This is a genomic window from Pseudomonas sp. S37, from assembly GCF_016658545.1.
Taxonomy (GTDB): Bacteria; Pseudomonadota; Gammaproteobacteria; order Pseudomonadales; family Pseudomonadaceae; genus Aquipseudomonas.
Genome location: NZ_JACVZC010000093.1, coordinates 1 through 26,705, shown reverse-complemented (window position 1 = coordinate 26,705; position 26,705 = coordinate 1). Strand labels below are relative to the sequence as shown.

The 26,705-nt window shown below is 63.4% G+C and carries 26 protein-coding genes; 12 read left to right on the top strand and 14 right to left on the bottom strand.

From position 1 onward, the window contains the following. Positions 1 to 521 precede the first annotated feature (521 nt). From clpB to rluD, 3 genes are all read right to left on the bottom strand, one after another. Positions 522 to 3,086, bottom strand: a complete 2,565-nt coding sequence (clpB, locus tag IAE39_RS22115) for an ATP-dependent chaperone ClpB (RefSeq protein WP_201206534.1) — start codon at positions 3,084 to 3,086, stop codon at positions 522 to 524. A gap of 231 nt (positions 3,087 to 3,317) precedes the next feature. Further along, a complete protein-coding gene (pgeF, locus tag IAE39_RS22110; protein WP_201206532.1) occupies positions 3,318 to 4,058 on the bottom strand; it encodes a peptidoglycan editing factor PgeF in 741 nt (246 codons plus the stop codon). Beyond that, entirely contained in the window at positions 4,055 to 5,017 is a 963-nt protein-coding gene (gene rluD / locus IAE39_RS22105) for a 23S rRNA pseudouridine(1911/1915/1917) synthase RluD (protein ID WP_201206530.1), read from the bottom strand. Before rluD ends, pgeF begins: the two co-directional genes overlap by 4 nt. Positions 5,018 to 5,164: 147 nt before the next feature. Here rluD and IAE39_RS22100 point away from each other — a divergent pair, with 147 nt between their 5' ends. The 10 genes from IAE39_RS22100 to IAE39_RS22055 all read left to right on the top strand — a co-directional run bounded on the left by IAE39_RS22100 (position 5,165) and on the right by IAE39_RS22055 (position 15,040). Beyond that, positions 5,165 to 6,184, top strand: coding sequence for an outer membrane protein assembly factor BamD (locus IAE39_RS22100; protein ID WP_201206528.1), 1,020 nt, complete (start codon positions 5,165 to 5,167; stop codon positions 6,182 to 6,184). 94 nt (positions 6,185 to 6,278) lie between these two features. Continuing rightward, positions 6,279 to 6,509 (top strand): PP0621 family protein, encoded by a 231-nt coding sequence (locus IAE39_RS22095; protein ID WP_201206526.1) that lies wholly within the window; start codon positions 6,279 to 6,281, stop codon positions 6,507 to 6,509. A gap of 240 nt (positions 6,510 to 6,749) precedes the next feature. Continuing rightward, positions 6,750 to 7,514, top strand: a complete 765-nt coding sequence (locus IAE39_RS22090) for a FadR/GntR family transcriptional regulator (protein WP_201206524.1) — start codon at positions 6,750 to 6,752, stop codon at positions 7,512 to 7,514. 90 nt (positions 7,515 to 7,604) lie between these two features. Further along, positions 7,605 to 8,807, top strand: coding sequence for an ABC transporter substrate-binding protein (locus IAE39_RS22085; protein ID WP_110747695.1), 1,203 nt, complete (start codon positions 7,605 to 7,607; stop codon positions 8,805 to 8,807). Between the two features lie 65 nt (positions 8,808 to 8,872). Continuing rightward, on the top strand, positions 8,873 to 9,733 hold the full coding sequence (locus tag IAE39_RS22080) for a branched-chain amino acid ABC transporter permease (RefSeq protein ID WP_201206522.1): 861 nt from the start codon (positions 8,873 to 8,875) through the stop codon (positions 9,731 to 9,733). A 1-nt stretch (position 9,734) separates the two neighbouring features. Beyond that, complete coding sequence (locus IAE39_RS22075) at positions 9,735 to 10,754, top strand: branched-chain amino acid ABC transporter permease (protein WP_201206521.1); 1,020 nt, start codon at positions 9,735 to 9,737, stop codon at positions 10,752 to 10,754. Then, a complete protein-coding gene (locus IAE39_RS22070; RefSeq protein ID WP_201206520.1) occupies positions 10,754 to 11,506 on the top strand; it encodes an ABC transporter ATP-binding protein in 753 nt (250 codons plus the stop codon). Before IAE39_RS22075 ends, IAE39_RS22070 begins: the two co-directional genes overlap by 1 nt. Next, a complete protein-coding gene (locus IAE39_RS22065) occupies positions 11,506 to 12,201 on the top strand; it encodes an ABC transporter ATP-binding protein (protein ID WP_201206518.1) in 696 nt (231 codons plus the stop codon). Before IAE39_RS22070 ends, IAE39_RS22065 begins: the two co-directional genes overlap by 1 nt. 150 nt (positions 12,202 to 12,351) lie before the next feature. Continuing rightward, a complete protein-coding gene (locus IAE39_RS22060; RefSeq protein WP_201206515.1) occupies positions 12,352 to 13,629 on the top strand; it encodes a Zn-dependent hydrolase in 1,278 nt (425 codons plus the stop codon). Between the two features lies 1 nt (position 13,630). Beyond that, a complete protein-coding gene (locus tag IAE39_RS22055) occupies positions 13,631 to 15,040 on the top strand; it encodes an amidase (protein WP_201206513.1) in 1,410 nt (469 codons plus the stop codon). A 114-nt stretch (positions 15,041 to 15,154) separates the two neighbouring features. On the opposite strand, the gene thiO is transcribed toward IAE39_RS22055, so the two are convergent. From thiO to IAE39_RS22030, 5 genes are read right to left on the bottom strand one after another with little or no spacing between them, the layout of a single operon-like run. Further along, positions 15,155 to 16,252 carry a glycine oxidase ThiO gene (gene thiO / locus IAE39_RS22050; RefSeq protein ID WP_201206511.1) on the bottom strand — a complete coding sequence of 366 codons (1,098 nt, stop codon included), beginning with the start codon at positions 16,250 to 16,252 and terminating at the stop codon, positions 15,155 to 15,157. A 54-nt stretch (positions 16,253 to 16,306) separates the two neighbouring features. Continuing rightward, the gene (locus IAE39_RS22045) at positions 16,307 to 16,696 is read right to left on the bottom strand and encodes a type IV pilin protein (protein ID WP_201206509.1); all 390 of its coding nucleotides are present in this window, start codon (positions 16,694 to 16,696) and stop codon (positions 16,307 to 16,309) included. A gap of 1 nt (position 16,697) precedes the next feature. Beyond that, a complete protein-coding gene (locus IAE39_RS22040) occupies positions 16,698 to 17,162 on the bottom strand; it encodes a hypothetical protein (protein ID WP_201206507.1) in 465 nt (154 codons plus the stop codon). Further along, positions 17,159 to 17,803, bottom strand: a complete 645-nt coding sequence (locus IAE39_RS22035) for a PilW family protein (RefSeq protein WP_201206505.1) — start codon at positions 17,801 to 17,803, stop codon at positions 17,159 to 17,161. Before IAE39_RS22035 ends, IAE39_RS22040 begins: the two co-directional genes overlap by 4 nt. Beyond that, complete coding sequence (locus IAE39_RS22030) at positions 17,800 to 17,982, bottom strand: prepilin-type N-terminal cleavage/methylation domain-containing protein (protein WP_201206502.1); 183 nt, start codon at positions 17,980 to 17,982, stop codon at positions 17,800 to 17,802. The genes IAE39_RS22035 and IAE39_RS22030 overlap by 4 nt, the downstream gene beginning before the upstream one ends. A 109-nt stretch (positions 17,983 to 18,091) precedes the next feature. Between IAE39_RS22030 and IAE39_RS22025 the strand changes: the two genes are divergently transcribed. Continuing rightward, on the top strand, positions 18,092 to 18,580 hold the full coding sequence (locus IAE39_RS22025) for a GspH/FimT family pseudopilin (RefSeq protein ID WP_201206500.1): 489 nt from the start codon (positions 18,092 to 18,094) through the stop codon (positions 18,578 to 18,580). 129 nt (positions 18,581 to 18,709) lie between these two features. On the opposite strand, the gene ispH is transcribed toward IAE39_RS22025, so the two are convergent. The 6 genes from ispH to murJ all read right to left on the bottom strand — a co-directional run bounded on the left by ispH (position 18,710) and on the right by murJ (position 26,045). Further along, a complete protein-coding gene (ispH, locus tag IAE39_RS22020; protein WP_201206498.1) occupies positions 18,710 to 19,657 on the bottom strand; it encodes a 4-hydroxy-3-methylbut-2-enyl diphosphate reductase in 948 nt (315 codons plus the stop codon). Between the two features lie 14 nt (positions 19,658 to 19,671). Next, entirely contained in the window at positions 19,672 to 20,109 is a 438-nt protein-coding gene (gene fkpB / locus IAE39_RS22015; RefSeq protein WP_201206496.1) for an FKBP-type peptidyl-prolyl cis-trans isomerase, read from the bottom strand. Next, positions 20,102 to 20,617, bottom strand: coding sequence for a signal peptidase II (lspA, locus tag IAE39_RS22010; protein WP_201206494.1), 516 nt, complete (start codon positions 20,615 to 20,617; stop codon positions 20,102 to 20,104). The genes fkpB and lspA overlap by 8 nt, the downstream gene beginning before the upstream one ends. Next, positions 20,610 to 23,441 carry an isoleucine--tRNA ligase gene (ileS, locus tag IAE39_RS22005; RefSeq protein ID WP_201206492.1) on the bottom strand — a complete coding sequence of 944 codons (2,832 nt, stop codon included), beginning with the start codon at positions 23,439 to 23,441 and terminating at the stop codon, positions 20,610 to 20,612. Before ileS ends, lspA begins: the two co-directional genes overlap by 8 nt. Then, positions 23,438 to 24,388: a bifunctional riboflavin kinase/FAD synthetase gene (gene ribF / locus IAE39_RS22000; RefSeq protein ID WP_201206490.1), complete on the bottom strand. Its 951-nt coding sequence runs from the start codon at positions 24,386 to 24,388 to the stop codon at positions 23,438 to 23,440. Before ribF ends, ileS begins: the two co-directional genes overlap by 4 nt. A gap of 118 nt (positions 24,389 to 24,506) precedes the next feature. Further along, positions 24,507 to 26,045 carry a murein biosynthesis integral membrane protein MurJ gene (murJ, locus tag IAE39_RS21995; protein WP_201206488.1) on the bottom strand — a complete coding sequence of 513 codons (1,539 nt, stop codon included), beginning with the start codon at positions 26,043 to 26,045 and terminating at the stop codon, positions 24,507 to 24,509. Between the two features lie 250 nt (positions 26,046 to 26,295). On the opposite strand from murJ, the gene rpsT reads away from it, so the two are divergent. Further along, a complete protein-coding gene (gene rpsT / locus IAE39_RS21990; protein WP_201206486.1) occupies positions 26,296 to 26,574 on the top strand; it encodes a 30S ribosomal protein S20 in 279 nt (92 codons plus the stop codon). Positions 26,575 to 26,705 lie beyond the last annotated feature (131 nt).

Genomic DNA, 26,705 nt, shown 5'->3' with positions numbered 1-26,705 from the left:
GGGACCCAATGATTAACAGTCATTTGCTCTACCGACTGAGCTATCGCGGAACTGAACTTCGGTACTACTTCCGATTTGCTACTCCGAAGGCTGTGTTCGCTTCGGACTCTTTAGCTTCGCTGCTTTCGCTTTGTCGCTGCTGAGGCCGGCTATTCTACATTCTTCGTTTTGCTTGTCAACCACTTTTTTTCATTCAACTTACTGATTTGTAAGTTGTTTTGCGGTCACCGTTGTTGCTGGTGATTCGCTTAGTGCCTGACAACGCGGCGTATATTAGGGGGACTCGTTTTTTGATGCAAGCAAAAATTTCAAAAATTTCAGCGGGTTACCCAGAAAGCCCGGAAAGGCCCGGAATTGCTGGGGCTGTGGCGGCCTCTTCGCGGGTGAGCCCGCTCCCACAGGTGTTGCACAAGCCTTGAAATCACCAAAAATCCTGTGGGAGCGGGTTCACCCGCGAAGAGGCCAGCGCAGGCGAACACGCAAAAAAAGCCCCGCAGCTGCGGGGCTCATGGTGAAGCAAATTAGCCAAAGACGATTTCGTCGCCCTCGACCTTGGCGGTGATCGCCGACCCCGGCAGGAACTTGCCTGCCAGAATCAGCTGCGCCAGCGGGTTTTCGATCCAGCGCTGGATCGCCCGCTTCAGCGGCCGTGCGCCGTACACCGGGTCGTAACCCACGGCAATCAGCTTGTCCAACGCCTCCGGGCTCAGGCTCAGCGACAGTTCGCGCTCCAGCAAGCGGCTGCGCAGGCGGCCCAGCTGGATTTCGGTAATGCCGGCAATCTGCTCGCGGCCCAGTGGCTCGAACACCACCACTTCGTCGATACGGTTGATGAACTCCGGACGGAAGTGCGCCCCCACGGCGTCCATCACCGCCGCACGCTGCGCCTCGCGGTCACCGACCAGTTCCTGGATCTGCGCCGAACCCAGGTTGGAGGTCATCACGATCACGGTGTTGCGGAAGTCCACGGTGCGCCCGTGGCTATCAGTCAGGCGGCCGTCTTCCAGCACCTGCAGCAGCACGTTGAACACATCCGGGTGGGCTTTCTCCACCTCGTCCAGCAGCACCACCGAGTAAGGCTTGCGCCGTACGGCCTCGGTCAGGTAACCGCCTTCTTCATAACCTACGTAGCCTGGTGGTGCACCGATCAGCCGCGCCACGGAGTGTTTCTCCATGAACTCGGACATGTCGATACGCACCATCGCCTCTTCGGTGTCGAACAGGAACTCGGCCAGCGCCTTGCACAGTTCGGTCTTACCCACGCCGGTCGGGCCAAGGAACAGGAACGAACCACTTGGCCGGTTCGGGTCGGACAGCCCCGCACGCGAACGGCGCACGGCGTTGGCTACGGCAGTAACTGCCTCGCCCTGGCCGATCACGCGCTGGTGCAGCAGCTCTTCCATCTTCAGCAGTTTTTCGCGCTCGCCTTCAAGCATCTTGGCCACCGGAATACCGGTCCACTTCGACACCACTTCGGCAATTTCTTCCTCGGTCACCTTGTTGCGCAGCAACTGGTTCTCGGTCTTGCCGTGCTGGTCGACCATCTGCAGGCTGCGCTCCAGGTCCGGGATTACCCCGTACTGCAGTTCGGCCATGCGGCTGAGGTCGCCTTTGCGACGGGCGGTTTCCAGCTCCTGGCGGGCCTGCTCGATCTTTTGCTGGATCTGCGCAGAGCCCTGCACTTCGGCCTTTTCCGACGCCCAGATTTCTTCCAGGTCGGAATACTCACGCTCCAGCCGCTCGATTTCCTCGGTCAGCTTCTCCAGGCGTTTCTTCGCCGCTTCGTCCTCTTCCTTCTTCAGCGCCTGAGATTCCACTTTCAGCTGGATCAGGCGGCGATCAAGGCGGTCGAGCACTTCCGGCTTGGAGTCGATCTCCATGCGGATGCGGCTGGCCGCTTCGTCGATCAGGTCGATGGCCTTGTCCGGCAGCTGGCGGTCGGTGATGTAGCGGTGGCTGAGCTTGGCCGCAGCAATGATGGCACCGTCGGTGATGGCCACTTTGTGGTGCACTTCATAGCGCTCTTTCAGGCCACGCAGAATGGCGATGGTGTCTTCCTCGCTCGGCTCCTCCACCAGCACCTTCTGGAAGCGGCGCTCCAGCGCGGCGTCCTTCTCGATGAACTGGCGGTATTCGTTCAGCGTGGTGGCACCCACGCAGTGCAGTTCGCCACGGGCCAGGGCCGGCTTGAGCATGTTGCCGGCGTCCATGGCACCTTCGCCTTTACCGGCGCCGACCATGGTGTGCAGTTCGTCAATGAACAGGATGATCTGGCCTTCCTGCTTGGACAACTCGTTCAGCAGGCTTTTCAGCCGCTCTTCGAACTCGCCACGGTACTTGGCACCGGCAATCAGCGCGCCCATGTCCAGCGCCAGCAGGCGCTTGCCTTTAAGGCCGTCGGGCACTTCGCCGTTGATGATGCGTTGGGCCAGGCCTTCGGCGATGGCGGTTTTACCCACGCCAGGCTCACCAATCAGCACCGGGTTGTTCTTGGTACGGCGTTGCAGCACCTGCACGGTACGGCGGATTTCGTCGTCACGGCCGATCACCGGGTCCAGCTTGCCTTCTTCGGCACGCTTGGTCAGGTCGACGGTGTACTTGTCCAGGGCCTGGCGCGATTCTTCGGCGTTGGCGTCATTCACCGCCTCACCGCCGCGCAGGTTGTTGATGGCGTTTTCCAGGGCTTTCTTGGTCACGCCCTGGCTCAACAGCAACTTGCCGAGCTTGCTGCTCTCGTCCATGGCGGCCAGCACCACCAGTTCGCTGGAAATGAACTGGTCACCCTTCTGCTGGGCCAGGCGGTCGGCCTGGTTGAGCAGGCGTGCCAGGTCCTGCGACATGTTCACGTCGCCAGTGGGGTTCTGGATTTTCGGCAGCTGGTCGAGTTCTTTCACCAGCGCCTGGCGCAGGCTGTTGATGTCGAAGCCTACCTGCATCATCAGCGGCTTGATCGAACCGCCCTGCTGTTCAAGCAGTGCCTGCATCAGGTGCACGGGCTCGATGGCTGGGTGGTCCATGCCAACGGCCAGGGACTGGGCATCGGATATTGCTAATTGCAGCTTGCTGGTCAAACGGTCTATTCGCATGGTGTACCTTCCTTTAAAGGGCAGGTCGGAGCGATGGACAGCGCCTGTTTATTAAGAAACCTGCCTGAGATGACCTTATAGATAAGGCTGATTCTGGAAGATTCAAGCGTAGCGGGATTGACCGGGGTCAACCTGTTGGATTAGGGGGGGCCATTCGCGGGCATGCCCGCTCCCACAGGGTATCGCGTTCCCTTGTAGGAGCGGGTTTACCCGCGAAGAGGCCAGTGCAGGCTAACGCGACTCCAGCCACACCAGCGAAGCAAACCGCCCGCCCTGCGGCGTACGCCGATACGAAAAGAACCGCTCGTCGCTGACCGTGCACAGGCCACCGCCATAAACGGCAGTCACCCCACGCGCCGCCAGGCGAATACGCGCCAGCTCATAGATGTCAGCCATCAGCTTGCCCGGCCGCTCGCCGTCGACAAAGGCCCGCGCCGCTTCAGGGTGCACAGCAGTAAAGGCATCCCGCACTTCCAGCCCGACTTCAAAGGCCTTGGGGCCAATCGCCGGCCCCAGCCACACCAGCACCTCTTCCGGCGCCAGCGCCAGCTGGTCCAGCGTAGCTTCCAGCACGCCGCCAGCCAGCCCGCGCCAGCCAGCATGCGCCGCAGCCACACGCGTACCCGCACGGTCACAGAACAGCGCAGGCAGGCAATCGGCAGTCATCACGGTACAGGCAATACCCGGCTGGGCAGTCCAGCTGGCGTCGGCCTCGGCCACCAGGGCCGGGTCGGCATCCGCCACCACCAGCCCATGCACCTGCTTTAGCCAGGCCGGCTGAATGGCAAACTCGTCGCTCAGGCGGCGACGGTTCTCGGCGACCGCGGCAAGGTCATCCCCTACGTGATCACCCAGATTGAAGGTTTCGTAGGGCGGCAAGCTGACGCCGCCCTGACGGGTGGTGACACAGGCGCGTACCGAGGCCGGGGCCGGCCAGTCGGGGAACAGCAGCGACTGTGTCAGGCCACTCATCCGATAAAGCTCTCGCGGTCTTCGTTCAGCAGCGACAGCAACCAGAGGAAGTCGTCCGGCAGTGGCGATTCCCACTTCATGATTTCACCGGTAATCGGGTGAGCCAAGGCCAGGAAACGCGCATGCAGGGCCTGACGCGGGAAAGTTTTCACCGCCTCGACCATGGTTGGGCTGGCAGCCGGCGGAATGCGGAAGCGCCCGCCGTACGTTTGGTCGCCGACCAGCGGGAAACCAACGTGGGCCATGTGCACGCGAATCTGGTGGGTACGGCCGGTTTCCAGCTTGACCCGCACGTGGGTGTGCGAGCGGAAGCGCTTGAGCACACGGTAGTGGCTGACCGCCGGCTTGCCGCCGTCGGTTACCGCCATGCGCTGGCGCATGCCGCCGTGGCGGCCGATCGGGGCGTCGATCTTGCCGCCCGCGGTAACCACGCCGATCACGATGCATTCATAGATGCGGCTGACCTTGCGCGCCTGCATCTGCTCGACCAGCTTGGTCTGCGCCTGCAGGGTCTTGGCCACCACCATCAGACCGGTGGTGTCCTTGTCCAGGCGGTGCACGATACCGGCACGCGGTACGTTGACGATGTCTGGCACGTGGTGCAGCAGCGCATTCAGCAAGGTACCGCTGGCATGCCCGGCGGCCGGGTGCACAACCAGCCCGGCAGGCTTGTTGATCACCAGGATGTCGTCGTCTTCGTAGACGATATCCAGTTCGATATCTTCGGCGATCCACTCACCCTGGGCCTCTTGTTCGGCCTCCAGGACAAGCTGCGAGCCACCATGAACAGGGTCACGAGGGCGCACGACGGCACCATCGACCGTCAGGCGGCCCTCTTTGATCCACGAAGTAAGCCGCGAACGCGAATACTCGGCGAACAATTGGGCGGCGACCTGGTCGAGGCGTTGGCCGCCCAGTTCGGACGGTACCTCTGCGCTAAGTTGAATGATCTCGGACATGCTCGATTCGGCGGGCGCACAGCCTTTGGTTTCGGCTGCGAGCTTGTGGTTAAATACGGCTTCTTTTGTCCCGGGCTTGGCCGGGGCGCTCATCATAACAGGACGGCACCGCCCAAAACAGCGGCCGTCAAAGGGACGCAAGCCGCCATGCAAGTGAAACACCTGCTGCTGATCGCCATCCTTGGGCTCACCGCGGCCTGTTCCTCCAATAAAGAAGTCATTGACGAGAACCTCAGCGAGGCCGAACTGTATCAGCAGGCTCAGGCTGACCTGGACAATTCCAGCTATACCAGCGCCGTGAACAAGCTCAAGGCCCTGGAGTCGCGTTACCCGTTCGGCCGCTATGCCGACCAGGCGCAGCTCGAGCTGATCTACGCCAACTACAAGAACTCCGAGCCCGAGGCTGCCAAGTCGGCTGCCGAGCGCTTCATCCGCCTGCACCCGCAGCACCCGAACGTCGACTACGCCTACTACCTCAAGGGCCTGACCTCGTTCGACCAGGACCGTGGCCTGCTGGCGCGCTTCCTGCCGCTGGACATGACCAAGCGTGACCCGGGCGCCGCCCGCGACTCGTACAACGAGTTCGCCCAGCTGACCAGCCGCTTCCCCACCAGCCGCTACGCGCCAGACGCCAAGCAGCGCATGATCTACCTGCGCAACCTGCTGGCCTCGTATGAAATCCACGTGGCCGACTACTACCTGAGCCGCCAGGCTTATGTGGCTGCCGCCAACCGTGGCCGCTACGTGGTGGAAAACTTCCAGGAAACCCCATCGGTCGGCGACGGCCTGGCGGTGATGGTCGAGTCGTACCAGAAGATGCACCTGGACGAACTGGCTGCCAGCAGCCTGGAAACCCTCAAGCTCAACTACCCGGACCACCCGAGCCTGGCCGATGGCGAGTTCCAGCCCAAGCAGACCGAGTCTGATGGCCGCGGCTGGCTGTCCAAGGCCACCCTGGGCCTGATCGAGACCGACACCCCGCTGCCGCCGGGCGAAACCCGCGCCAACCAGGACGTGGTCAAGCAGTTCCAGGATGCGCGCGACGAGATGCCGCAAGAGCTGCTGCCAAAAGACGAGAATGGCGACCCGATCGTGCCGGAAGGCCCGAAAGAAGCCGAGAAAGACCGCTCCTGGTTCAGCTACATGACCTTTGGCATGTTCGACTGATCCGCAGCGTTCCATGAAAGGGAGGCCTTGGGCCTCCCTTTTTTATTGGCCGCGTCCTAGACTATCGGCTTCTTCAACCGACAAGCTGGACACCATGGTTCGCCTACTTTTCTGGATCGCCCTGATCGCCGCCGCGTTCTGGCTGTGGCGCAAGTTCAAAGCCAGCCAACAGTCACACCCCGAGGCGAAGCTCGACGCACCGCTGCAGATGGTGCGCTGTGCCCATTGCGGCGTGCACCTGCCCAACGACCGGGCGCTGCAGCAGGGTAACCAGTGGTACTGCAGCCAGGCCCACCTGCAGCAAGGCCCCGGCCGTCAGGGCTGAACAAAATACCCTGTGAAATAACGCTGTGGGAGCGGGTTTACCCGCGAATGCTGCTTTAGAGCTGCCGACGCATTCGCGGGTGAACCCGCTCCCACAGGGTCTGCAGTCAATTCACCTCTTCACATATCCCTCCCCGACCCTTTCACACCAAATACGACCCCTCCCCCGCCATTAGCATTGACCCACCCCACCAAAATTCGCTAAATCCTATTTATCCGCATAAATATGAAAAATAGCGAAATGCTCAAACCCAAACGCAAGCGCCAGAAGCTGTCCGATGTGATCGTCGAATCGGTCAAGCGCTCGATCGTGACCGAGGCGCTGCACCCTGGCGACCGGCTGCCCACCGAGCGTGAGCTGATGGAGCATTTCGAATGTTCCAAAGGCACCGCCCGCGAAGCGCTCAAGGCCCTTGAGGTCGAAGGCCTGGTCAGCACCCGCACCGGCCCGACCGGCGGCGCCTACCTCGTTGAGGCGGGCACCGAGCCCGCCAGCCGTGCGCTGCGCAACTATCTGCACTTCCAACACCTGGACGGCGAGCAGGTGTACCAGTTACGCAAGGTCATCGAGGTCGAGCTGGCGGTATCGGTCATGGGCAAGTTGAGCGAAGCCGACTATGCCGCGCTGCAAGCCAACATCGACTTTTGCAGCGCGCCGGAAGACAGCGAAGAAGGCCAGCGCGAGCAGCGCCTGGCGGAGCTGGAGTTCCACACCCTGCTGGCCGACCGTTGCCCCAACCCGTTGCTGCGCTTCATGGCGGTGTTCCTCAACGACCTGCTGCGCGACCTGGTGGTGCTGAAAAAGGCCTACCTGCCCAAGCGCCAGCAGTTCGCCGCAGCCAACATCGACTACCACAAGCAGCTGCTGACGGCCTTGCGCGCCAGCGACGAACCCGCCGTACGCCGGCTGATGCACGAGCACATGTGCGACGCCGAACACCACATGACCGCGCTGGAAGGCGAGGTTGCCCGTAACTTCCTGCTGGAGTTCAACCACCACCACTGATGCGCCTGGAAAGAGGCCTGCACACAGGCCCGGCCGTACCCGCTTTGTCATTGCCACTCCTGCCTAATAACCACAACCAAGGAGTTACTCATGCAAAGACGTACCCTGCTCAAGGCAGGCCTTGCCCTGGGTGCCTTAGGTAGCCTCCCGCTGGGAGCGCACCGGGCATTCGCCGACCAACCGCTGACCTTCTATGGGCTCAAGTCCATGTCGGGCGCCTTCGCCAGCTATGGCAAGTACGCCGACATGGGCTCGCGCCTGGCCATCGCCGAGTACCCGCAACTGCTCGGCCAGCCGCTCAAGTACAAAGTCATCGACACCGAAGGCAACGCCGGCAAGGCTGTGCGCAAGGTGCAGGAAGCCATCGGCCAGGATGGCGCGCGCTTCTTCCAGGGCTGCACCCTGTCGTCTTCGGCGCTGGCGGTGTCGAAGGAAATCCACAAGGCCGGCGGCGTGTTCATGACACCTGTGGGTGCCGACGAAATCACCGGCAAAGACTGCAACGCCTCGACCTTCCGCTGGTCGGTGCCCACCTACGGTGCCATCCGCGAAACGCTGGTACCGATGATTCGCCAGCTGCCCCAGGCCAAGCGCTGGTACACCATCACGCCGCAATACGTGTTCGGCGATGCCCTGCTGGACAACGCCCGCAAGGTGTTCGCCGAGCTGGGCGTGGAACACATCGGCAACAGTTACCACTCGCTGCAGGAGCAGGAGTTCTCCGGCTACCTGACCAACGCCATCGCCGCCAAGCCCGACGTGCTGGTGCTGCTCAACTTCGGCAGCCAGGCGTCCAACGCCCTGCGCCAGGCGGTGAATTTCGGCATCAAGGACCGCATGAAAGTGCTGATGGTGTGGTCGGCCGGCCTCGACCAGTTCCAGGAGCTGGGCAGTGACGTGCTCGAAGGCGTGTACCTGGGCGCGCAGTACTGGCACCAGGTCGATACCCCGCTGAACAAGCAACTGGTCGCCGCCACCCGCAAGGCCTACGGCATCAACCCCAACTACCCGCTGGCCGCCGACTACATCGGTACCAAGGTCATGCTTGAGGCCATCGTCAAGGCCGGCAGCCTGGACGGCGCCGCCGTGTCTGCGGCGTTGCAGGGCATGCGCTTCCAGGGCCCGACCGGCGAAGAGCTGATCCGCCCGGGCGACCACCAGGTACTCAAGGATTACTACCTGCTGCGCGGCAAGCCCCAAGGGCAGATGCGCGACGAGGACGACCTGGCCGAAATCATCAGCTCGGGCCGCTCGTTCGTCGAGGTCGACCACACCGGTTGCGCCCTGGCCTGAAGCCGCGGCGTTAGTCAAAAACACTCGTACAGGCAGCCGCCCCGCGCGCTGTCGAGGGCACGCTCATGCTCGATTTGTACCTGTTCCAACTGCTCAACGGCCTGGGCCTGGGGATGATCTACTTCCTCATCGCCGTGGGCCTGACGATCATTTTCGGCCTGCTCAACTTCGTCAACTTCGCCCACGGCGCATTCTTCTTGCTGGGCGCCTACCTGTGCTACACCGCCGTGGCCATCACCGGCAACTTCTGGCTGGCGCTGCTGATTGCACCGTTGGTGGTCGCCGCACTGGCCTGGGCGGTCGAGCGCCTGCTGATCAAGCGCATCTACCACCTGCCGCACACCTTCCAGATCCTCGTCACCCTTGGTATCGCACTGATCATCCAGGAAGCCTCGGTGCTTATCTGGGGCCCGGTGGGCAAGAACATTGCCGTACCGCCGGAGCTGCGCGGGGTACTGATCGTCGGTGACTTCATCTACCCCTACTACCGCCTGTTCCTGATCGGCTTCGCTGCGCTGATCGGCGTCGGCCTGTGGCTGCTGCTGGAGCGCACCCGCTTCGGCGCGCTGGTGCGGGCCGGCAGCGAAAGCACCGAAACCGTGTCGCTGCTGGGCACCAACATCTTCCGCCTGTTCTCCCTGACCTTCGCCCTGGGCGTAGGCCTGGCCGGCGTGGCCGGTGTGCTGTTCGCGCCACTACGGGGCGCCCAGCCGTTCGTCGGCCCGGAAATCCTCGGCATCGCCTTCGTGGTGGTGGTGATCGGTGGCATGGGCTCGTTCGGTGGCGCACTGGTCGGCGGCCTGCTGGTGGGTGTGGTGCAAAGCATGATGACCAGCCTCTGGCCGCAAGGCGCCAGCCTGATGATCTACGGCGCCATGGCGGCGGTGATCCTGGTCCGTCCCTATGGCCTGTTCGGGAGAGCCTGAGATGAGCGAGAAAAACCCATTGCCAGTCGCCAAGGGGCGCGCCCCGGCGCTGCTGTTGCTGGTGGTTGCCAGCCTGGTGGCGCTGCCGTTGCTGCTGCCTTCGGCCACCCTGGCCACCGAGATCCTGATTTTTGCCCTGGCCGCGCTGGCCTGCAACCTGCTGCTCGGCTACACCGGCCTGCTGTCGTTCGGCCAGGGCATCTTCTTTGGCGTGGGCGCTTATGGCGCGGCGCTGCTGATGATCCACCTGCAGTGGGGCATGTTCGCCGCACTGCTGGGTGCCGCGGTGTTCGGCGCCTTCCTGGCGCTGCTGGTGGGCGCGCTGGCGATCCGCCGCACAGGCATTTACTTCGTCATGCTGACCCTGGCCTTCAGCCAGATGGCCTACTTCCTGGCCTACACCCTCAGCGGCTGGACCGGCGGTGACAACGGCCTGCTCGACGTACCCCGGCCAAATATCGAAATCGCCGGCCATGTGCTGGTCGACCTGGCCGACCCGCGGCACTTCTACGTGTTTGTCGCGGTGCTGTTCCTGCTGATCTTCGCCGGCGCCCTGCGGGTGATCCGCTCGCCGTTTGGCAGCACCCTGCTGGCCATCCGCGAAAACGAGACCCGCGCCGCCGCCATCGGCTATGACACCCGCCACTTCAAGATCCTGGTGTTCATGCTGTCGGGCGCCATCACCGGTATCGCCGGGGCGCTGTACGCCATGCTGCTGCACTTTGCGCCGCTGTCGAACATCGACCTGATGATGAGCGAGAACATCCTGATCATGACCATCGTCGGCGGCACCGGCTCGCTGTTCGGCTCGCTGCTGGGGGCCGGCGCCATCGTGCTGCTGGGTGACGTGCTGTCGGAGCTGTGGCCACGCTGGCTGATGCTGCTGGGGGTAATCCTGATCCTGGTGGTGGTGTTCATGCGCGGCGGCCTGTGGGGTGGCCTGGCCGACCTGGGCAAACGCCTGCTGGCCAGCCGCAATGCCAATGACAAAGCCCAGGCCAAGACCAAGGAGACCCTGTGATGAGCGACTACCTCCTGGAAACCCGCCAGCTGGAACTGGCCTACGGGCCGTTCAAGGCGGTCGCCGGCGTGGACCTGAAAGTGCGCGCCGGCACCATCCACACCGTCATCGGCCCCAACGGCGCCGGCAAGACCAGCCTGTTCCACTGCCTGACCGGTGAGCGCCAGGCCACGGCGGGCAAGATCCTGTTCAACGGCCAGGACATTATCCGCAAGCCGTCCCATGGGCGTGTGGCGCTGGGCATGGCGCGTTCGTTCCAGCTCACCAGCCTGTTCCAGAACCTGTCGGTGCGCGAGAACCTGCGCCTGGCGGCCCAGGGCCGCGATGGCCTGGGCGCGCTGAACTTCTGGCGCAGCGTCGAGCACAAGCGCAGCCACTGGAACACTGCCGACCAGGTGCTGGAGCGCCTGAAGCTGACCAGCCGTGCCGAGACCCTGGCCGGCGAGTTGTCGCACGGCCAGCAACGGGTACTGGAGGTGGGCATGTCGATCTGCGCCAAACCCACCTTGCTGATGCTCGACGAGCCCACCTCGGGCATGGGCATCGATGACATCCCGGTCATGACCGCGCTGATAAGCGACCTCGGCCGCGACCACACCGTGCTGCTGATCGAGCACAACATGAGCATCGTCATGTCGATCAGCCAGCGCATCACGGTGATGAGCCACGGCCAGATCCTGGTCGAGGGTACCCCTGAACAGGTGCGCAACGACGAGCGCGTGCGCACCGCCTACCTTGGAGAGGCCGCCTGATGCTCAACGTCGATTCGATCCACTCCTACTACGACAAGAGCCACGTGCTCGAAGGCGTCTCGCTCAAGGTCGAGGCTGGCGAGCTGGTAACCCTGCTGGGGCGCAACGGTGCCGGCAAGACCACCACCTTGCGCAGCATCCTCGGCATCGTCCGCCCCCGGCAGGGGCAGGTCAGCTTTAACGGCCAGCAGTTGGTCGGCCGCGAGATCTTCGACATTGCCCGGCTGGGCATTGCCCTGGTGCCGGAACACCGCGGGATTTTCCGCCAGCTAAGCGTCGAGGAGAACCTGAAGATTGCCGTGCGCAAGACCAGCCGCTGGCAACTGGAGGACGTGTACAGCATGTTTCCGCGGCTGAAGGAGCGGCGCCGTAACGGTGGCTTCGCGCTGTCCGGTGGCGAGCAGCAGATGCTGGCCATCGCCCGCGCGCTGCTCAACGGGCCCAAGCTGCTGATCCTTGATGAACCGACTGAAGGTTTGGCGCCGGTGATTGTCGACGAGCTGGTGAAGATTCTGCGGCGGATCAAGGACGAGGGGCTGTCGATTTTGCTGGTGGAGCAGAACCTGATGGTCTGCGATGCCCTTGCGGACCGCCATTACGTGCTGGAGCAGGGTCGGGTTGCCTATCAGGGCAGTGCGGCGCAGTTCCGTGAGGACCCGAGTATCAAGAACCGGTATCTGGCGCTTAGCGCCTGATCCGACCGCGTTTACCTGTACCGGCCTCTTCGCGGGTGAACCCGCTCCCACAGGGATATTAACACCCCGCCCTGTGAGGAACTTGTGGGAGCGGGTTTACCCGCGAAAGGGCCGGCACAAGCAACACAAAACCTTCAGGAGAGATGAACCATGAACACCCGCATCGATCCCCCGCAGCACCTGCTTGCCCAAGGCCCGCTGGTCAGCCGCGAACGCCTCTGGCAATCGCTGATGGACCTGGCCCAACTCGGCGCCACCGCCAAGGGCGGTGTGTGCCGCCTGGCCCTGACCGACCTCGACCGCCAGGCCCGCGACCTGTTCGTGCGCTGGTGCGAAGAAGCTGGCTGCACCGTCAGCATCGACGCCATCGGCAACATCTTCGCCCGTCGCCCCGGCCGCAACCCTGCCCTGCCACCCGTCATGACCGGCAGCCACATCGACACCCAACCCACCGGTGGCAAGTTCGATGGCTGCTACGGCGTCATGGCCGGCCTTGAAGTCATGCGCACCCTTAACGACCTCGACCTGACCACCGAAGCCCCACTGGAAGTGGTGGTGTGGACCAATGAAGAAGGCTCGCGCTTCCCGCCGTGCATGATGGGTTCGGGCGTGTTCGCCGGTAAGTTCGGCCTGCAGGAAACCCTGGACAAGGTCGATGACCAGGGCCTTTCGGTCGGCGCCGAGCTGCAGCGCATCGGCTACGCCGGCCCTCGCGTGCCCACCGGGCATGCCGTGGGTGCCTACTTTGAAGCGCACATCGAGCAAGGCCCGGTGCTGGAAGACCAGCGCACCACCATCGGCGTGGTCCAGGGCTGCCTGGGGCAGAAATGGTTCGACCTGGTACTGACCGGCGTGGAGGCGCATGCCGGCCCCACTCCCATGCACCTGCGCAAGGACGCCCTGGTCGGCGCTGCCGAAGTGGTGGCGGCGGTCAACCGCGTGGCCCACGCCCACCAGCCGCATGCCTGCGGCACGGTCGGCTGCCTGACCCTGCACCCGGGCTCGCGCAACGTTATCCCTGGCCAAGTGCTGATGACCCTCGACCTGCGCCACCTCGACCCCGAACACCTCGCGGCAATGGTCAGCGAAGTACGCGCGGCCATCGAGTCCGCCAGCGCGAAGCACGGGCTGAGCTATCAACTGACGCCCACTGCCGACTTCCCGCCGCTGTACTTCGCCGAACAGTGCGTTGACGCCGTGCGCCAGGGCGCTCGCGCACTGGGCCTGAGCCACATGGATATCGTCAGCGGTGCCGGCCACGATGCGATCTTCCTCGCCGAGCTGGGCCCGGCCGGGATGATCTTCGTACCGTGCGAAGGTGGTATCAGCCACAACGAAATCGAGAATGCCGCGCCGCAAGACCTGGCCGATGGCTGCGACGTGCTGCTGCGCGCCATGTTCCAGGCCGCCAACCCGGGAGCCCGTTGAGATGACCCAGAAAACTGCGATTGGCGAGTTCACTGCCGTCGAACTGCTCGAGCTGTACCAGCGCCGCCAGTTGTCACCTGTCGAGGTAGTCGACGACGTGCTGGCGCGCATCGACTTGCACAACCCGGCGGTCAACGCCTACTGCCATGTCGACGGCGAAGGCGCCCGCGCCGCCGCCCGTGCCAGCGAGCAGCGCTGGCAACGTGGCGAGCCCTGCGGCCGACTGGACGGCGTGCCCGCCTCGATCAAGGACCTGACCCTGACCCGTGGCATGCCCACCCGCAAAGGCTCGCGTACGACCTCGGGCGCTGGCCCCTGGGAGGTCGATGCGCCCTTCACCGCCTTCATGCGTGATGCCGGTGCGGTGCTGGTGGGCAAGACCACTACGCCGGAATTTGGTTGGAAAGGGGTGACCGACAACCCGCTGTACGGCATAACCCGTAACCCCTGGAATACCAAGCTGACTGCCGGTGGCTCGTCTGGTGGTGCGGCGGCAGCCGCAGCGCTGAACCTGGGCGTATTGCACCAGGGCAGCGATGCCGGTGGTTCGATTCGCATCCCCTGCGCCTTTACCGGCACCTTCGGTATCAAACCAACGTTCGGCCATGTACCGCAGTGGCCGGCCAGCGCCATGACCGTGCTGTCACACCTGGGGCCGATGACGCGCACCGTGGATGATTCGGTGCTGATGCTCGACTGTGTCGCCCGCCCCGATCCACGTGACGGGCTGGCCGGTGCGCCACGACAGGCACCGTGGTTGGGCCAGCAGCAAGACCTGAACGGTCTGCGCATCGCCTACAGTGCCAATTTTGGTTACGTGCAGGTCGACCCGCAGATCGAGGCGCTGGTGGCGCAAGCGGTACAGCGCCTGGCCCGGCTGGGCGCGCAGGTGGAAGAAGTCGACCCGGGCTTCAGCGACCCGCTGGAAACCTTCAATACCCTGTGGTTTGCCGGCGCAGCGCGGCTGGCCAGTGCCTTGAGCGATGAGCAGCGGGCGCTGCTTGACCCTGGGCTGCGCTGGATTGCCGAACAGGGGGCATGCATCAGCCTGAGCGAGTACACCCAGGCGCTGGAGGCACGGGCGGAGTTGATTGCGAAGATGAATGCCTTCCACCAGCGCTATGACGTGCTGGTGTCGCCGATGCTGCCATTGGTGGCATTCGAGGCCGGGCACAACGTGCCGCCTGGGTCGGGGATAGCGCAATGGATGGAATGGACGCCGTTCAGCTACCCGTTCAACCTGACCCAGCAACCAGCGGCGTCAGTGCCTTGCGGGTTTACCCGCGAAGGGTTGCCGGTGGGGCTACAGGTGGTGGCCGGGCGCTTTGCCGATCAGCAGGTGCTGCGGGTGTGCAAGGTGTATGAGCAGCATTACCCAAGCCGGCACCTGCAGGCACCGATTGCCGGCTGAAGTCCTTATTGGCCTCACTGGCCAATTCGCGGGTAAACCCGCTCCCACAGGGACCGCACAGTTCTCAACGCCTGTGCCGTACCTGTGGGAGCGGGTTTACCCGCGAAGGGGCCTTCAGCCCAAACGCCCCGCTGGGGCATAGGGCGCCGGGTCGATAATTGGCTCTGCCCCGGTCAGCAGGTCGGTAAACAACTGGCACGAAGCTGGCGCCAGCACCAGACCGTTGCGGTAATGCCCGCAGTTCAGCCACAGCCCCTCATGCCCCGGCACCGGCCCGATATACGGAATGCCCTCCGGCGACCCCGGCCGCAGCCCGGCCCAGTGTGCCACCACCGTGGCCCCTTCCAGCTCAGGCAACAACTCCACTGCCGAAGCCTTCAAACTCTCCAGCGCCTCCCCGGTGGGTGTCTTGTCATACCCGGCGTGCTCCAGCGTACTGCCCACCAGAATGTGCCCATCACGCCGCGGGATCGCATAGCGCCCTTTGGCCAGCACCATGCTCGGCAAAAAGTCTTCGTCACACTTGAACAGAATCATCTGGCCCTTCACCGGCTCCACCGGCAGCTCCAGGCCAAGCGTGCGCAACAGGTCACCACTCCAGGCGCCAGCGCTGAGCACCACCTCATCCGCCACCAGCACACCGTCGGCCGTATGCACCCCGGTCACACGCCCGCCCTGCTGGACGAAGCCGGTGATCTGGCAGTGCTCGCGCAACGTCACGTTCGGCATTGCCAGCAGCGCCGCCTTCAGCGATTTCACCAGGCGCGGGTTGCGCACATTGGCCACGCCCGCCATGTAGATGGCGCGCTTGAAACCCGGGCCCAGTACCGGCACTGCGTCATAGGCTGCCGAAATGTCCACCGCACTCAACGGCCGCTGCTCGCGCTCGGCCCAGGCCAGCGCTTCGGCTTCGTCATCCAGGTCCAGCCAGTACAGGCCAGTGGTGTGCACTTCGGGGTCGACGCCGGTGCTGGCGAACAAGCGCTCGCCCAGCTGTGGATAAAAGTCCTGCGACCAATGCGCCAGGGCGGTCACTGCCGGGCTGTAGCGCCACGGGTACAACGGCGAGACGATGCCACCGCCGGCCCAGGACGACTCACGGCCGACCTCACCCTGATCACACACCACCACCTGGCCGACCTTGGCCGCCAGGTTGAACGCGGTCAGCAGGCCGATCACCCCGCCGCCGACCACCACTACTTGCTTGCTCATCTGTCGATCCAACACCTGAAGTAAAACCGCGATGCACCGGGCACCATTCAACCTTCAGCTTCCCCAGCAATGCGCGCCATGCTCAGTGGCACCCGGATTGCGCTGCACGCCGGCCTGGTCGAGCTGGAAGTCGCCACAGCCATCCTGCGCCATCAGCCCATGCGGCAGCCGCCGCGCGCGCAGCGTGAAGGTGTCGCTGTCGCGTAGGGCCTGCAGGCTGTAATGGCGGGTACCGTCGGGCAAGGCCGGGTCGCCCTCGGCGTATTGGCCGGTGCGCACACGGTGGCGCTCCAGGCGCAGGGCGGCATCATGCAGCAGGCCAACCACTTCGCTGCGCGCGGCTCGCCGAAGCTGGTCGCTGTAACTGGGGTAGGCAATGGCTGCCAGAATGCCGGTCACGGCCAGCACAATCAACAACTCGATCAGGCTCAAGCCTTGCTGCATGTCAGTCTCCTCGTAATCTTTGCCGCCAGCTGATGCGTCGGGTTGTGCCGTCGGCCACGGCGTAGACCGCTTCCAGCACATGTCGCGCCTGGGCTTGCTTGCTGACGGCGGTAATCCGGAACAGGGTGGCAGGCTGCCCTTCAGGCATGTGTGCGGCACGTTCGCTGATACCCAGGTTCTGGAGATGGAAATAACCGGTCGTGGTGCGCTGCCATGGCCCTACCAGATCGTGTGGTCGGGTTGGTGGCAGGCACGCCTTGCAAGATTCAGGAGGCGCCTGTTCAAGTTCGCGCGCGCCTGCCGTCAAGGCAGCCTCGGCCTCTTCCAACGCCAGCAGGCCATCGCTCAGGGAGCCGGTCATACGCGTTTCCAGCAGCGCGTCACGCAGGGCGGATGCGGCGAGCAGGCCTAGGAGCATGCTGAGGACCAATGCCAGTAGAAGCACCACACCACGCTGGCGACTCATGACGCGGGTACCGGATTGCGGATTGCCACGCTCAGCTCATGGCGCTGTTCGAGTTTCAGCGCGGGCTCGTGAAGCATCAGGGTGATATCCACCCGCTCCCCTTCCGCCATTAGCACGCGCTGGAGACGCATCGCCTGCACATTCTCAACCAACGGTTGAAAGTTGCTTTTTCCGCGCTTGAACTTCAGCGTATTGCCTTCGAGCTGGTAGACATACCTGCTGACCGGGTATACCAGTGGATACCCACTCTTGCGCTCTTTATCCACAGAGGTTTTCTTGAGGCAATCGGTGTGCAAATGCCAGTCAGGTGCGCCAGCGTGCCCAGGCAACTCCGCCACGACAAGGCTCAGGGTGGACGCCTCGATCACCAAGGGGCGGGCGAATACCTGGTGTAGTGTCGGGTCATGGAAATCTGAGGGTTGCAGGCGCAAGCAACCGAACATCCCGGCCATGCGGATATCCTGTGCCATACGCAGCAATGCTTGCCGTGCCTCATCCTGCATGCGCACCGAAGTACTTTGCAGGCGCCAGGTCTGGTGGGCCGATGTAAAGAGCTGACTGGCTGCCGCCAACAGCATCACCCCAATGGCCAGCGCCAGCATCAGCTCAAGCAAGCCAAAACCACTTTGGGCGCGTTTCATCGACGCCCCCGTTCTTGCTCACTGTGCGCCGCCATGGCCGCCTGCCCATCGCGACGCGCGCTGTCCACAGCCTGCAGAGCCTTCAACTGCAACCCCGCCGCAGCGAACATGCCCACGGCTACGACCACCACGGCCAATAACACTTCCAGGAGCGTCATGCCCCCTTGCCTTGCCTGCATCCCTGCACCTCCTGCGACTTTTCCCGCAATTGCCTTGAACTCAGGCGACTGGACCTCTTGTCCAGCGACCACGAAGCTATAGCCAAGCACTTCCAGGGAGGAATGCACGGTGAAGCAACGCGGCGTAACACTGATACAAATGTTGTCGGCCTTGGCCGTGGCGATGTTGCTGACACAGCTCGGCATGCCGGCCTACGCCAGGATGAGCGATGACCTCCACCGGGCGGCGGCTGCCCGTGACTTGGCCCAGGCACTGCGCAGTGCGCGCAGCCATGCGTTGCTGCAGGGCCAGCCGGTGCTGGTGCAGGCGTTGGACGGCAACTGGGGGAATGGTTGGCGGGTGGTGCTGGAGCATAACCAGCAGGTGTTGCGTGAGCGGCGGCTGGCACGGCCTTTGAAAATCACCAGCAGTAAAGGTGAGCAGTTCAAGTTCAGTGCACAGGGGGTGCCGATGAAGCTGGATAACGGTTGGTTCTCGTTTACTCTGGAAGTGTGCGAGCGCTCATCTGCCACCAGCCGCCATCAAGTGGTGATGGCATCGACGGGACGAGTCAACGTGCTTGCAGAGGATCGCGACAATACTCGGTGTGCGTCCTGATAGCCTTGAGTCGGCGTTGCTGGCCCTATCGTCGGCAAGCCAGCTCCCACAGGTACAACACAAGCCTTGAGGGCAGTGTTATTCCTGTGGGAGCTGGCTTGCCGGCGATGAGGCCAGTACTGGCTCACATCAGATCAACGACCGAACCCGCAGCTCTTTAGGCATCGAGAAGGTGATGTTCTCCTCCCGCCCATCCAGCTCTTCTGCGCCCGTAGCGCCCCAGGCCTTGAGCTGCTCGATCACGCCACGCACCAGCACTTCGGGGGCCGAGGCACCGGCGGTGATGCCGATCCGCGCAGCTTGGTCGAACCAGCCGCGTTGCAGGTCCTCGGCACCGTCGATCAGGTAGGCCGGGGTGCCCATGCGCTCGGCCAGCTCGCGCAGGCGGTTGGAGTTGGAGCTGTTCGGGCTACCGACCACCAGTACCACATCGCTCTCACCGGCCAACTGCTTGACGGCGTCCTGGCGGTTTTGCGTGGCGTAGCAGATATCGTCCTTGCGCGGGCCACCGATATTCGGGAAGCGTGCACGCAGGGCGTCGATGACACGGCTGGTGTCATCCATCGACAACGTGGTCTGGGTAACGAAGGCCAGGTGGTCCGGGTCGCGCACCTGCAGGTTGGCCACATCGTCCTCGTCTTCTACAAGGTAGATGGCGCCACCATTGCTGGCGTCGTACTGGCCCATGGTGCCCTCGACTTCCGGGTGCCCTTCGTGGCCGATGAGAATGCACTCACGGCCATCTCGGCTGTACTTGGCAACCTCGATATGCACCTTGGTCACCAAGGGGCAGGTGGCATCGAACACTTTCAGGCCACGGCCAGCGGCTTCCTGGCGCACGGCCTGGGAAACACCGTGGGCACTGAAGATGACGATGACATCGTCCGGCACCTGGTCCAGCTCTTCGACGAAGATGGCGCCACGGTTGCGCAGGTCTTCCACCACGAACTTGTTGTGCACCACTTCGTGGCGCACATAGATCGGCGGGCCGAAGACTTCCAGCGCGCGGTTGACGATCTCGATCGCCCGGTCGACCCCCGCGCAGAAACCGCGAGGGTTGGCGAGTTTGATTTGCATGCTCGGCTCCAGGCTTACAGGGCCTTCACCTCGAGGATCTCCACCTCGAAGCTCAGGGTCTTGCCAGCCAGTGGGTGGTTGAAGTCGATGGTCACCTGCGCGTCATCGAAGGCCTTGACCACGCCCGGCAACTCGGCGTTGGCAGCATCGTTGAAAATCACCAGCAAACCTTCGGACAGCTCCATGTCGGTGAACTGCGAGCGCGGCATCACCTGTACGTTCTGCGGGTTAGGCTGGCCGAAGGCATTCTCCGGGGCCACGGTGACGGTGCGCTTGTCACCGGCCTTGAAGCCGAAAAGTGCCGCTTCAAAGCCTGGCAGCAGGTTGCCGTCGCCGACCTTGAACACGGCCGGGGACTTGTCAAAGGTGCTGTCGACGGTGTCGCCGTTTTCCAGGTGCAGCGCGAAGTGCAGGGTGACTTCGGTGTTCTGGCCGATACGGGTGTCAGTCATGGACCGGATCCTCGGACTTTTTACTCTTGAACATATCCAGCGCCAGCATCACTGCACCAACACTGATAGCACTGTCGGCCACGTTGAAAGCAGGGAAGTAATGGCGGTTCTGCCAGTGCACCAGGATGAAATCCACCACATGACCGAGCACGATACGATCGTACAGGTTGCCGATGGCCCCACCCAGCACCAGCGCCAGCGCCACGGCCAGCCAGGTCTCGTTGCGCCCCAGGCGCTTGAGCCATATCACCAGCACAGCACTGACCACCACGGCGATCAGGGCGAACAGCCAGCGCTGCCAGCCGGCGCCATCGGCCAGGAAGCTGAACGCGGCGCCGGTGTTGTAGGCCAGGGTCCAGCTGAAGTAGTCAGGAATGACCACAATCTGCTGGTACATGGTCAGCGCGTTGTTGAAGTACAGCTTGGTGGCCTGGTCGACGACCAGGACCAGCAAGCTCAGCCACAGCCATGCAAGGCGCCCGAAGCGCCCCGCTGCAGGGTTAGGCATAGTGGCGCACCTCACCCGAACCGGTCAGGTTATCGACGCAACGGCCACAGATTTCCGGGTGCTCCGGGTGGCTGCCAACGTCTGCGCGGAAGTGCCAGCAACGGCCGCACTTGGTGTGGCCGGACTTGACCACTTGCAGCTTGAGGCCTTCGACTTCGGTGGCTACCGCTTCGGCCGGAGCCTGGGCGAATGGCACCACGCTGGCAGCCGAAGTGATCAGCACGAAGCGCAGTTCGTCGCCCAGCTTGGCCAGGTCGGCGCTCAGGCCTTCGTCGGCGAACAGGGTGACTTCGGCCTGCAGGTTGCCGCCGATGACCTTGGCGGTACGCTGGTTTTCCAGCTCTTTGTTGACCGATGCCTTCACCGCCATCACGCGGTCCCAGTAGGCGCGGTCCAGCTCGATGCCTTCCGGCAGCTCGCTCAGGCCCTGATACCAGCCGTTGAGCATTACCGACTCGTTGCGCTCGCCCGGCAGGTACTGCCAGATTTCGTCGGCAGTGAACGCCAGGATCGGCGCGATCCAGCGCACCAGCGCTTCGCTGATGTGGTACAGCGCGGTCTGGCAGGAACGGCGGGCGACGCTGTTGGCGCCGGTGGTGTACTGGCGGTCCTTGATGATGTCGAGGTAGAAGCCGCCCAGCTCCTGAACGCAGAAGTTGTGCACTTTGGAGTAGACGTTCCAGAAACGGTACTCGCTGTAGTGCTCTTCCAGCTCGCGTTGCAGCAGCAGGGTGCGGTCCACGGCCCAGCGGTCCAGGGCCAGCATGTCTTGCGGGGCCAGCAGGTCGCGGGCCGGGTCGAAGCCGGACAGGTTGGACAGCAGGAAGCGCGCGGTATTGCGGATACGCCGGTAGGCGTCGGCGCTGCGCTGCAGGATCTGCTCGGAAACCGCCATTTCACCGGAGTAGTCGGTGGCCGAAACCCACAGGCGCAGGATGTCGGCACCCAGGGTGTTGTTGACCTTTTCCGGCTCGATGGTGTTGCCCAGCGACTTGGACATCTTGCGGCCGTTCTCGTCCACGGTGAAGCCGTGGGTCAGCAGCTCGCGGTAAGGCGCATGGTTGTCGATGGCGCAACCGGTCAGCAAGGATGAGTGGAACCAGCCGCGGTGCTGGTCGGAGCCTTCCAGGTACAGGTCGGCGCGCGGGCCGGTGGCGTGGCCGATGTCGTGCGAGCCACGCAGCACGTGCCAGTGGGTGGTACCCGAGTCGAACCACACATCGAGGGTGTCGGCGATCTTGTCGTACTGGTCGGCTTCAGCGCCCAGCAGTTCGGCGGCGTCCAGCTTGAACCAGGCCTCGATGCCTTGCTGCTCGACGCGCTTGGCCACCTCTTCCATCAGTTCGACGGTGCGCGGGTGCAGCTCGCCGGTCTGCTTGTGCAGGAAGAACGGGATCGGCACACCCCAGTTGCGCTGACGCGAGATGCACCAGTCAGGGCGGTTGGCGATCATCGAATGCAGGCGCGCCTGGCCCCAGGCCGGGACGAACTTGGTGTCTTCGATGGCTTTCAGCGCGCGCTCACGCAGCGGCTCGCCGGTGGTCGGCTGCTTGTCCATGCCCACGAACCACTGCGCGGTAGCGCGGTAGATCAGCGGGGTCTTGTGGCGCCAGCAGTGCATGTAGCTGTGGCTGATGGTTTCGGTGTGCATCAGCGCACCGACTTCGCTCAGCTTGTCGACGATGGCCGGGTTGGCCTTCCAGATGAACTGGCCGCCGAAGAAGGGCAGCGACTCGACATACACACCGTTGCTCTGCACCGGGGTAAGGATGTCGTCGTTGACCATGCCGTAGCGCTTGCAGGTGACGAAATCGTCTTCACCATAGGCTGGCGCGGAGTGCACCACGCCGGTACCGGCGCCCAGTTCGACGTAGTCAGCCAGGTAGATCGGCGACAGGCGGTCGTAGAACGGGTGACGGAAGTTGACCAGTTCCAGCGCCGAACCCTGGGCGGTGGCGATCACCGAGCCTTCCAGGTTGTAGCGTTTCAGGCACGACTCGACCAGCTCTTCGGCCAGCACCAGCAGGCGCTCGCCGGTATCGACCAGGGCGTACTTGAACTCCGGGTGGATGTTCAGCGCCTGGTTGGCCGGGATGGTCCATGGGGTGGTGGTCCAGATCACGATGGCGGCTGGCTTGGCCAGCGAGGCCAGGCCGAAAGCGGCAGCCAGCTTGGCCTCGTCGGCGACCGGGAAGGCCACGTCGATGGTCTGCGATTTCTTGTCGGCGTACTCGACTTCGGCCTCGGCCAGGGCCGAACCGCAATCGAAGCACCAGTTCACCGGCTTCAGGCCCTTGAACACGAAGCCTTGCTTGACCATCTCGGCCAGGGCGCGGATTTCACCGGCCTCGTTGGCGAAGTTCATGGTCTTGTACGGGTTGTCCCAGTCACCCAGCACACCCAGGCGGATGAACTCGGTCTTCTGCCCTTCGATCTGCTCGGCGGCGTACTCGCGGCACAGCTCGCGGGTGCGGTCGGCGGACAGGTGCTTGCCGTGGGTAACCTCGACCTTGTGCTCGATCGGCAGGCCGTGGCAGTCCCAGCCCGGCACGTACGGCGCATCGAAGCCGGCCAGGGTCTTGGAACGGACGATCATGTCCTTGAGAATCTTGTTCAGCGCATGACCGATGTGAATCTTGCCGTTGGCATAGGGCGGGCCGTCGTGCAGGACGAACTTGGGACGATCCTTGCCAATTTCGCGCAGCTTCTGGTACAGGCCAATGCTGTCCCAGCGCTGCAGGATCTGCGGTTCGCGCTGAGGCAGGCCGGCCTTCATGGGGAAGGCGGTGTCCGGAAGGTTAAGCGTGGCTTTGTAGTCGGTCATTTCAGGCTCTTGGTTAGCGGTTGAGCGTGCCAATGTGCACGTGCGGCGGCGATATCCGCATCGATCGCCGACTTCAGCGCCTCCAGGGAGGCGAATCGCTGCTCTTCGCGCAGCTTGTGGTGGAATTCCACCGTCAGGCGCCGGCCGTAAAGGTCGCCGGCATAGTCCAGCAGATGAATCTCCAGGTGCGGGCGCCCATCACCGGCAACGGTGGGGCGCACGCCGATATTGCCGACACCCGGCCAGGCCTTGCCGTCGATCTCGATGCTGGCCAGGTAGACCCCGGACAGCGGCACGCGGCGGCGCTTGAGCTGGATGTTGGCGGTTGGTGTGCCCAGCTGGCGAGCCAGCTTCTGGCCGTGCAGTACACGGCCGGTAATGCGGTACGGCCGACCCAGCAGGTGCTCGGCCAGCTCGAAGTCGCCATCGGCCAGGGCCTTGCGTACTTCGGTGCTGCTGACCCGCAGGCCGTCCTGGATCACCGTGTTGGCGGCCTCGACGGTGAAACCGTATTGCTTGCCGGCCTCGACCAGGAAGGCGAAGTCGCCGGCGCGGTCGCAGCCAAAGCGGAAGTCATCGCCCACTTCGAGGTGGCGCACGCCCAGGCCGTCAACCAGGATGGCCTTGACGAAGGCATCGGCGCTGAGCTTGCTCAGGCGCTGGTTGAAGGCCAGGCACAGCACCCGGTCGATGCCTTCGGCGGCCAGCAACTCGACCTTGTCGCGCAGGCGGGCCAGGCGCGCCGGAGCGGTGTCGGGGGCGAAGTACTCGCGCGGTTGCGGTTCGAAGACCACCACGCAGGTCGGCAGGCCCAACGCCTGGCCACGCTCGCGCAGGCGCGCCAGGATTGCCTGGTGGCCGCGGTGAACCCCGTCGAAGTTGCCAATGGTGGCGACACAGCCCCGGTGCTCGGGGCGCAGGTTGTGAAGACCTCGAACCAGCTGCATAACGCGCTTCTTGCTCATAAAGTGGCCGATTATAACCACACCCGGGCGCCGGTGACAGGCAGCAGCGCCCAAGGGCGGCGTGGAATGCGAAAAACCGACGCCTGACCCGCCCGAAGCCTTAGTGCAAGGCCTTGCGGGCAAAATGCCGCGGCCGGAAGCCGCACAGGTACAGGCAGCCGAAATAGGTCACGACGCCCGCCAGGATCAGCGCGCCCAGGCGCATGAAACGCTCGAGCATGATGCCCTGCTCCCAGGCCGGCATATAGTGCATGCCCGCCAGCAGTACGGCCGACATCAACGCCACGGCCAATACCAGCTTGAGCAGGAACATGGCCCAGCCTGGCTGCGGCTCGAACAGCTGCTGGCTGCGCAGTTTCCAGAACAGCAAGCCGGCATTCAGGCAGGCACCGAGGCTGATCGCCAGGGCCAGCCCGGCATGTGCCAGCGGGCCGACCAGCGCCAGGTTGAACAACTGGGTGCAGACCAAGGTAAACACCGCGATCTTCACCGGCGTGCGGATATTCTGCTGCGCATAGAAGCCGGGTGCCAGTACCTTGACCAGAATGATCGCCAGCAAGCCTACGGAATAGGCCATCAACGCCCGCTGGGTCATGGCTGCATCAAATGCACTGAACTTGCCGTACTGGAACAGCGCCACGGTGAGCGGCTCGGCAAGAATGGCCAGGGCCAGGGTACACGGCAATACCAGCAGGAAGCACAGGCGCAGGCCCCAGTCGAGGATCCGCGAGTACTCTTCGCGGTCCTTGTTGGCGTAGGTCTTGGCTAGGGTCGGCAGCAGGATGGTACCCAGCGCCACGCCCAGCACGCCCGAAGGCAGCTCCATCAGGCGGTCGGCGTAGTACATCCACGACACCGAGCCGGCCACCAGGAACGAGGCGAAGATGGTGTTGATGATCAGCGAAATCTGGCTCACCGACACCCCCAGAATCGCCGGCAGCATCTGCTTGAGTACTCGCCACACACCGGTATCGCGCAGGTTCAGGCGTGGCAGCACGAGCATGCCGATCTTCTTCAGTGCCGGCAGTTGGTACAACAACTGCGCCAGGCCACCGGCCAGCACACCCCAGGCCAGTGCCATGATGGGCGGGTTGAAGTACGGCGTGAGCAGTACCGCAAAGGCGATCATCGCCACGTTCAGCAAGGTCGGGGTAAAGGCCGGTACCGAGAAACGGTTCCAGGTATTGAGGATCGCCCCGGCCAGGGAAGACAGCGAGATCAGCAATATATAAGGAAATGTCACCCGCAGCAGGTCAGTGGTCAGCTGGTATTTTTCAGCGCTGTCGACAAAACCCGGCGCCGTCGCCCACACCACCCACGGGGCCGCCAGGATGCCGATGGCAGTGACCAGAGCCAGGACCAGGGTCAGCAGGCCACTGACATAGGCAATGAAGGTGCGTGTCGCCTCCTCGCCTTGCTGGGTCTTGTATTCGGCCAGGATCGGCACGAAGGCCTGGGAAAAAGCACCCTCGGCAAAAATACGCCGCAGCAGGTTGGGCAGCTTGAATGCGATGAAAAAGGCGTCGGTTGCGACACCTGCCCCAAAAATACGCGCCAGGATGGTGTCGCGAATGAAGCCCAGCACCCGCGAAATCATGGTGATCGAGCTTACTGCAGCCAGGGATTTGAGCAGATTCATCGAAAAGATTCACGCCAATGACAGAGGACGCTGCCAGACAGCGCCCGAATGTGCGATACTCCCGCGCCTTCGCAGGGGAGCCAAAAATTCCCGAGTGTACAGGTCGCGCAGCAGAAAGGAATCTTTCCCGTTTGTTGGCGCACCGCTCGGCGGAACCTTGCAGGTGGCCTTGACATCCGGTCGACTGATCGGCATGATTCGCGGCCTATTTTGTTTGCTATTTACCTAAAGTCTTTCGAGGAGCTCGACGGTGGCCAACACACCTTCCGCCAAGAAACGTGCAAAACAGGCTGAGAAGCGTCGCAGCCACAACGCCAGCCTGCGTTCCATGGTCCGCACCTACATCAAGAATGTAGTTAAAGCCATTGATGCAAAAGACGCCGAAAAAGCGCAAGCCGCTTACGTTCTGGCTGTACCTGTAATCGACCGTATGGCCGACAAGGGTATCATCCACAAGAACAAGGCTGCTCGTCACAAAGGCCGTCTGAATGGCCACATCAAGGCGCTGAAAGAAGCTGCAGTTGCCTAAGCGACGTGCAAGTCGAAAAGCCGACCCTAGGGTCGGCTTTTTGTTGTCTGCGATTTGTGCATGCTCCAGGGTCGCATCGCTTTTTGTAGGAGCGGGGGGGGGGGGGGGGGGGGGGGGGGGGGGGGGGGGGG

Coding starts and splice junctions, on each gene's coding strand:
- clpB (WP_201206534.1), bottom strand. CDS start 3,086: ATGCGAATAGACCGTTTGACCAGCAAGCTGCAATTAGCAATATCCGAT.
- pgeF (WP_201206532.1), bottom strand. CDS start 4,058: ATGAGTGGCCTGACACAGTCGCTGCTGTTCCCCGACTGGCCGGCCCCG.
- rluD (WP_201206530.1), bottom strand. CDS start 5,017: ATGTCCGAGATCATTCAACTTAGCGCAGAGGTACCGTCCGAACTGGGC.
- IAE39_RS22100 (WP_201206528.1), top strand. CDS start 5,165: ATGCAAGTGAAACACCTGCTGCTGATCGCCATCCTTGGGCTCACCGCG.
- IAE39_RS22095 (WP_201206526.1), top strand. CDS start 6,279: ATGGTTCGCCTACTTTTCTGGATCGCCCTGATCGCCGCCGCGTTCTGG.
- IAE39_RS22090 (WP_201206524.1), top strand. CDS start 6,750: ATGCTCAAACCCAAACGCAAGCGCCAGAAGCTGTCCGATGTGATCGTC.
- IAE39_RS22085 (WP_110747695.1), top strand. CDS start 7,605: ATGCAAAGACGTACCCTGCTCAAGGCAGGCCTTGCCCTGGGTGCCTTA.
- IAE39_RS22080 (WP_201206522.1), top strand. CDS start 8,873: ATGCTCGATTTGTACCTGTTCCAACTGCTCAACGGCCTGGGCCTGGGG.
- IAE39_RS22075 (WP_201206521.1), top strand. CDS start 9,735: ATGAGCGAGAAAAACCCATTGCCAGTCGCCAAGGGGCGCGCCCCGGCG.
- IAE39_RS22070 (WP_201206520.1), top strand. CDS start 10,754: ATGAGCGACTACCTCCTGGAAACCCGCCAGCTGGAACTGGCCTACGGG.
- IAE39_RS22065 (WP_201206518.1), top strand. CDS start 11,506: ATGCTCAACGTCGATTCGATCCACTCCTACTACGACAAGAGCCACGTG.
- IAE39_RS22060 (WP_201206515.1), top strand. CDS start 12,352: ATGAACACCCGCATCGATCCCCCGCAGCACCTGCTTGCCCAAGGCCCG.
- IAE39_RS22055 (WP_201206513.1), top strand. CDS start 13,631: ATGACCCAGAAAACTGCGATTGGCGAGTTCACTGCCGTCGAACTGCTC.
- thiO (WP_201206511.1), bottom strand. CDS start 16,252: ATGAGCAAGCAAGTAGTGGTGGTCGGCGGCGGGGTGATCGGCCTGCTG.
- IAE39_RS22045 (WP_201206509.1), bottom strand. CDS start 16,696: ATGCAGCAAGGCTTGAGCCTGATCGAGTTGTTGATTGTGCTGGCCGTG.
- IAE39_RS22040 (WP_201206507.1), bottom strand. CDS start 17,162: ATGAGTCGCCAGCGTGGTGTGGTGCTTCTACTGGCATTGGTCCTCAGC.
- IAE39_RS22035 (WP_201206505.1), bottom strand. CDS start 17,803: ATGAAACGCGCCCAAAGTGGTTTTGGCTTGCTTGAGCTGATGCTGGCG.
- IAE39_RS22030 (WP_201206502.1), bottom strand. CDS start 17,982: ATGCAGGCAAGGCAAGGGGGCATGACGCTCCTGGAAGTGTTATTGGCC.
- ispH (WP_201206498.1), bottom strand. CDS start 19,657: ATGCAAATCAAACTCGCCAACCCTCGCGGTTTCTGCGCGGGGGTCGAC.
- fkpB (WP_201206496.1), bottom strand. CDS start 20,109: ATGACTGACACCCGTATCGGCCAGAACACCGAAGTCACCCTGCACTTC.
- lspA (WP_201206494.1), bottom strand. CDS start 20,617: ATGCCTAACCCTGCAGCGGGGCGCTTCGGGCGCCTTGCATGGCTGTGG.
- ileS (WP_201206492.1), bottom strand. CDS start 23,441: ATGACCGACTACAAAGCCACGCTTAACCTTCCGGACACCGCCTTCCCC.
- ribF (WP_201206490.1), bottom strand. CDS start 24,388: ATGCAGCTGGTTCGAGGTCTTCACAACCTGCGCCCCGAGCACCGGGGC.
- murJ (WP_201206488.1), bottom strand. CDS start 26,045: ATGAATCTGCTCAAATCCCTGGCTGCAGTAAGCTCGATCACCATGATT.